Genomic DNA, 4,622 nt, shown 5'->3' on the forward strand with positions numbered 1-4,622 from the left:
AGGTCCCACAGCCGGGCGGCGGCCAGCAGGGCGCCCGCGGCGTCCGCGCTGCCACCGGCCAGCCCACCGGCCACCGGGATGCTCTTGTCGATGCGCACCGTCACCTCGGGCTTGATGCCGGACTCCAGTCCGAGCAGGCGCACCGCGCGCACCGCCAGGTTGGAGTCGTCCAGCGGGACCAGCCCGGCGCCGGTCCCCTCCACCTCCACGTGGATGCCTTGGCGCTCATCGCGTTCCACCGTCACCTCGTCATACAGCGAGATCGCCTGGTACACAGTGGTCAGATCGTGGTATCCGTCGGCGCGGCGCGGGCCCACGCCCAGATGCAGATTGATCTTCGCGGGAACCCGCACCCTCACCGCGTCGGATTCGGACTCGTAGGCAAGCGCCTCACTCAATTTGGGCTCTTTCGTTGTCGTGTGATGCGGGCGAACGCGGTGACGTCCAGCGCCTCCCCGCGGGTGCGCGGGTCGATCCCGCACTCCCGCAGGATCGCCTCGGCCCGGTCCGCGCCGCCGGCCCACCCGGACAGCGCGATGCGCAGGGTCTTGCGGCGCTGAGCGAACGCCGCGTCCACCGTGGAAAATACCGCCTCGACGTCGCCGTCGGGCGGTTCGTGGCGTGCGAACGCCACCAGACCCGAATCGACGTGCGGCACCGGCCAGAACACCCCGCGCGGCACCGCACCGGCACGACGGGAGTCGGCGTACCAGGCGAGCTTGACGCTGGGGACCCCGTAGATCTTGGAGCCGGGCTTGGCGGTGAGCCGATCGGCCACTTCGGACTGCACCATCACCAGGCCGCGGCGCAGACTCGGCAGGCGCCTCAACAGGGTCAGCACCACCGGCACCGCGACGTTATAGGGCAGGTTCGCCACCAGGGCGGTGGGAGCCGGGTCGAAGTCGCCCGCGTCGACGCGCAGCGCGTCGGCGTGGTGCACCCGGAGCTTGGACGCCTCGTCCGGCGCGAAGGCCTCCACAGTGGGCGTCAGCGCGTGGGCCAGCCTGCCGTCCACCTCCACGGCGTGCAGGCCCGCGCACAACGGCAGTAGGGCCAGGGTCAGTGAACCCAACCCCGGCCCTACCTCGATGACCACGTCATCGTCGTTCAGTCCGGCCGCCGCCGCGATCCGGCGCACGGTATTGGCGTCGACGACGAAGTTCTGTCCCAGATTCTTCGACGGACGCACCTCGAGTGCGGCGGCTATTCGGCGGACATCGCCCGCGCCCAGCAATTCGGTCACGGGATCATGATGGCCTACCGCCCCTGCGTCACTTCCCGGACGCGGCGCGCTTCGCCTTCATCTGCTCGATCATTTCCTTCATCCGCTCGGGGCCCCGGTTGTTGAACTCCTCGGTGCTGTTGACGTGCGGGAAGGGCTCGTCCGGTACCGGGACGCCGAGCGCCTCGCACAGCGGCTGCCAGCCCTCGGGCGCCGACCACTCCAGCAGCCGGTCGGCGGGGGCGTTGGCGCGGACGTAGTCGATGTAGCGGTCGTAGGCCGCCACGCAGTCGTCCTTGCTGGTCTGGTCGACGTCGGCGCCGAACACCTTGTTCCACAGCTTGGGCACGAACTGGTCGAAGTCCTTCGGGAAGAACTCGGCGACCTCCGGCGGCATGTTCGCCGCGCGCTCGCGCACCTTCAGCACGGTGTCGGTCATGCTGCGGTACCAGGCGGCGCCGTCGGTGCGCTTGGACAGCAGGATCACCGCGTCGGGGAAGGCCTCGGCGTGCTCCTCCCAGAACACGGAGGCGGGCCAGTCCACGGCGGCGGCGTAGCCGTCGAAGAACTCGGTCCAGTCCGGCGAGTTGCCCTCGGCCGCGGCGATCCACTGCGGGATGTGCTGATGATTCTCGAAGATGACCCGCATGTGGTAGCAGTCACCGTCGAGGATCTTGGGGAGTGCGGTGTAGAGGGACATGGTGGCGGTGCGCGGCAGTCCCGCGCCAACTACTTTCAGCATGCGGCAACGGTAGCCCCGATTTTCTCAATATGTCAACGACTGCTGAATTCCTGAGAGGACGCTGAGACGGACGCGAGTTCACTTGATCCGCAAACGTTTCGTGTGGTCAGACACGCGCGGTCGGCGAGGATCCCGTTCCCGTCCGGCGATCGATGTCGGCGACGAGCCCCGCGCCGACGCGCCGACGTGGACAAAAAGCGATGAGAGATTCACGCCACACTCCCCACTCACGCATTAGTGTCCACGGCGTGAGTGATGAATCGGGAGTGGCGCTGAAGTCGGCCACCGGACGCGGCATCGTGCTGGCGGCGGTCTGCGGCTCCAGCCTCGCGTTCCTTGACGGCACCGTGGTCAACGTCGCCCTGCCCCACATCGGCGACACCTTCGACTCCAACATGGACAGTCTTCAGTGGGTCGTCAACGGCTACACCCTGATGCTCGCGGCCCTGGTGCTCACCGCCGGCGCGCTCGGCGATCACTACGGGCGCCGCAAGGTCTTCATCATCGGCGTGGTCTGGTTCGGCCTGGCCTCGGCGCTGTGCGGCATGGCGCCCAACGTCACCACCCTGCTCACCGCCCGGGTCCTCCAGGGCATCGGCGCCGGACTGCTCACCCCCGGCTCCCTGGCGATCATCCAGTCCACCATCCGCAAGCAGGATCGGGCCCGCGCCATCGGCGCCTGGTCCGGCCTGGGCGGCGTGTTCACCGCCGCCGGCCCCTTCATCGGCGGCTGGCTGGTGGACGGCCCCGGCTGGCCGTGGGTCTTCTACATCAACATCCCCGTCGTGGTGCTGTGCCTGGTGGCGACCCTGAAGTTCGTCCCCGAAAGCCGCGACCCCGCCGCCAACGGCCGCTTCGACCTGGTGGGCAGCGGCCTGGGCATGATCGGCCTGGGCGGCATCACCTTCGCGCTCGTGCAATCGGGCGCCCGCGCCGCCTCGCTGACCGCCGCGGTCATCGGCGTGGCCGCGTTCGTCGCGTTCGTCGTGGTGGAACGCCGCCGCCGCGCCCCCATGCTGCCGCCGGCCATGTTCGCCAACCGCCAGTTCTCCGCCATCAACGCCGTCACCTTCGGCATCTACGCGGGACTCAGCGGCGTGCTGTTCTTCCTCGTCATGCAGCTCCAGGTGGTCTCGCACTACTCCGCGTTCGCCGCCGGCATCACCATGCTGCCCTTCACGATCCTCATGCTCCTGTTCTCCTCCCGCGCGGGCGCCGTCGCCGAAAGACTCGGCCCCCGCCTCCCCCTCACCCTCGGCCCGGCCCTGTCCGCCGTCGGCGTCCTCCTGCTGCTCACGGTCGGCCCCCACGCCCCGTACCTCACCCACGTGCTGCCCGGCGTCCTCATCATCGGCATCGGCATGACCATCACGGTCGCGCCCCTGACGGCCGGCGTCCTGGCCGCCGCCGACTCCTCCCACGCCGGGGTCGCCAGCGGCATCAACAACGCGGTCGCCCGCGCGGCCTCGCTGCTGGCGGTGGCGGCGCTCCCCCTGGCGGCCGGGATAACGGGACGGGCCTATCAGGACCCCGCGGCCTTCGACTCCGGCTTCCGCATAGCCGTCTTCATCTGCGCCGCTCTCTTCGCCGCCTCCGCCCTCACCTCCGTCCTCCTGGTCCGCAACCCCGCCAAGACCGCACCCGAACCCACCCAACCAGCCTGCCGCACCCAATGCGCCGTCGGCGCCCCCCAACTCGACCCCGGCCTCGAACCCGCCCCCGCCACCAACCAGTGACCGCGATACCCGATCGCCCCCGCCCCACCCGGCAGGTAGGATGCTCCAGTCGCGGGCCCTTAGCTCAATTGGCAGAGCTGCGGACTTTTAATCCGTAGGTTCCGGGTTCGAGCCCCGGGGGGCCCACCATAAGCCCAGATAGATTGTTGTAGACAGTGGAACACCGGGCCGGTACAGCTGCAATTTACGGCTACGGTGTCGCGCTTTTGGAGTTCCCCGCCCAGACGTTTTGATAGGGGGCGCTGGAAACGAGCTAGGGCGCAACTAGTTGACACTCCACCTCAAAAAACTGGGCGACGATGATCCATTCGGTCGATACATACGGCATCTTGAATTCTTGTAGAACGGCGCGCGTCCCTGGGAACCTCACGGCTCATAGGAATCGGAGGGAGTCCGAGTGACCCGTATCGACCACATCGATGACCCGCTGGCGCCCCCTCCCAACAGCCTTGTGCCCTCCGCTGTCGCCTTCATCGAAAACCAACACCAACAGGTGGTCCTCATCCAGCGATCAGACAACGGCGACTGGGCTCTTCCCGGTGGTGCTCACGACCTTGGTGAACGTATCGCCGACACGGCGATACGCGAAGCCAAAGAAGAGACTGGACTCGACATCACGATCACTGGTCTGATCGGCACCTACACCAACCCCAACCATCTCGTCGAATACACCAGTGATGGTGAGGTCCGACAACAGTTCGCCCTTTGCTTCCGCGCTGTCCTCACTGGAGGCACCCTCACCACAAGTCCTGAGTCGACAAAGGTGGGATGGTTCAGCCAGCACGAGCTAGACAGGCTCGCGATCAACCGTGGCATGCGGCGCCGTATCGAGCACGGGTTCGAGCACCGCACCGAACCCTATCTTGAGTAACGCCACGTACCAGGTCATCTGTTCACGCCTGCGATCGCGACAAGAGCAACT

5 protein-coding genes and 1 tRNA gene are annotated in these 4,622 nt (G+C 67.6%); 3 read left to right on the forward strand and 3 right to left on the reverse strand.

Features of this window, described 5'->3' with window-relative positions:
• From VE172_RS25260 to VE172_RS25270, 3 genes are all read right to left on the reverse strand, one after another.
• Positions 1-398, reverse strand: a 398-nt coding sequence (locus VE172_RS25260; RefSeq protein ID WP_475526152.1) for a GHMP family kinase ATP-binding protein, incomplete at its 3' end; no start/stop codon positions are given.
• Positions 395-1,243 (reverse strand): 16S rRNA (adenine(1518)-N(6)/adenine(1519)-N(6))-dimethyltransferase RsmA, encoded by an 849-nt coding sequence (gene rsmA, locus VE172_RS25265; RefSeq protein WP_324804786.1) that lies wholly within the window; start codon positions 1,241-1,243, stop codon positions 395-397. The genes VE172_RS25260 and rsmA, both read right to left, overlap by 4 nt.
• A gap of 28 nt (positions 1,244-1,271) precedes the next feature.
• Positions 1,272-1,964: a sulfotransferase family protein gene (locus tag VE172_RS25270; RefSeq protein WP_324804788.1), complete on the reverse strand. Its 693-nt coding sequence runs from the start codon at positions 1,962-1,964 to the stop codon at positions 1,272-1,274.
• Between the two features lie 248 nt (positions 1,965-2,212).
• On the opposite strand from VE172_RS25270, the gene VE172_RS25275 reads away from it, so the two are divergent.
• From VE172_RS25275 to VE172_RS25285, 3 genes are all read left to right on the forward strand, one after another.
• Entirely contained in the window at positions 2,213-3,700 is a 1,488-nt protein-coding gene (locus VE172_RS25275) for an MFS transporter (RefSeq protein ID WP_324804789.1), read from the forward strand.
• A 53-nt stretch (positions 3,701-3,753) separates the two neighbouring features.
• Positions 3,754-3,829: transfer RNA gene (locus VE172_RS25280), tRNA-Lys, on the forward strand.
• A gap of 268 nt (positions 3,830-4,097) precedes the next feature.
• Positions 4,098-4,571, forward strand: coding sequence for an NUDIX hydrolase (locus VE172_RS25285; protein WP_324804790.1), 474 nt, complete (start codon positions 4,098-4,100; stop codon positions 4,569-4,571).
• Positions 4,572-4,622: the final 51 nt, after the last annotated feature.

The sequence above is a fragment of the Stackebrandtia sp. genome (assembly GCF_035643755.1).
In the GTDB taxonomy this organism is placed as follows: domain Bacteria; phylum Actinomycetota; class Actinomycetes; order Mycobacteriales; family Micromonosporaceae; genus Stackebrandtia.

Bases quoted from the DNA above. Each gene is read 5' to 3' on its own strand.
- VE172_RS25270 (WP_324804788.1), bottom strand. From the start codon at position 1,964: ATGCTGAAAGTAGTTGGCGCGGGACTGCCGCGCACCGCCACCATGTCC.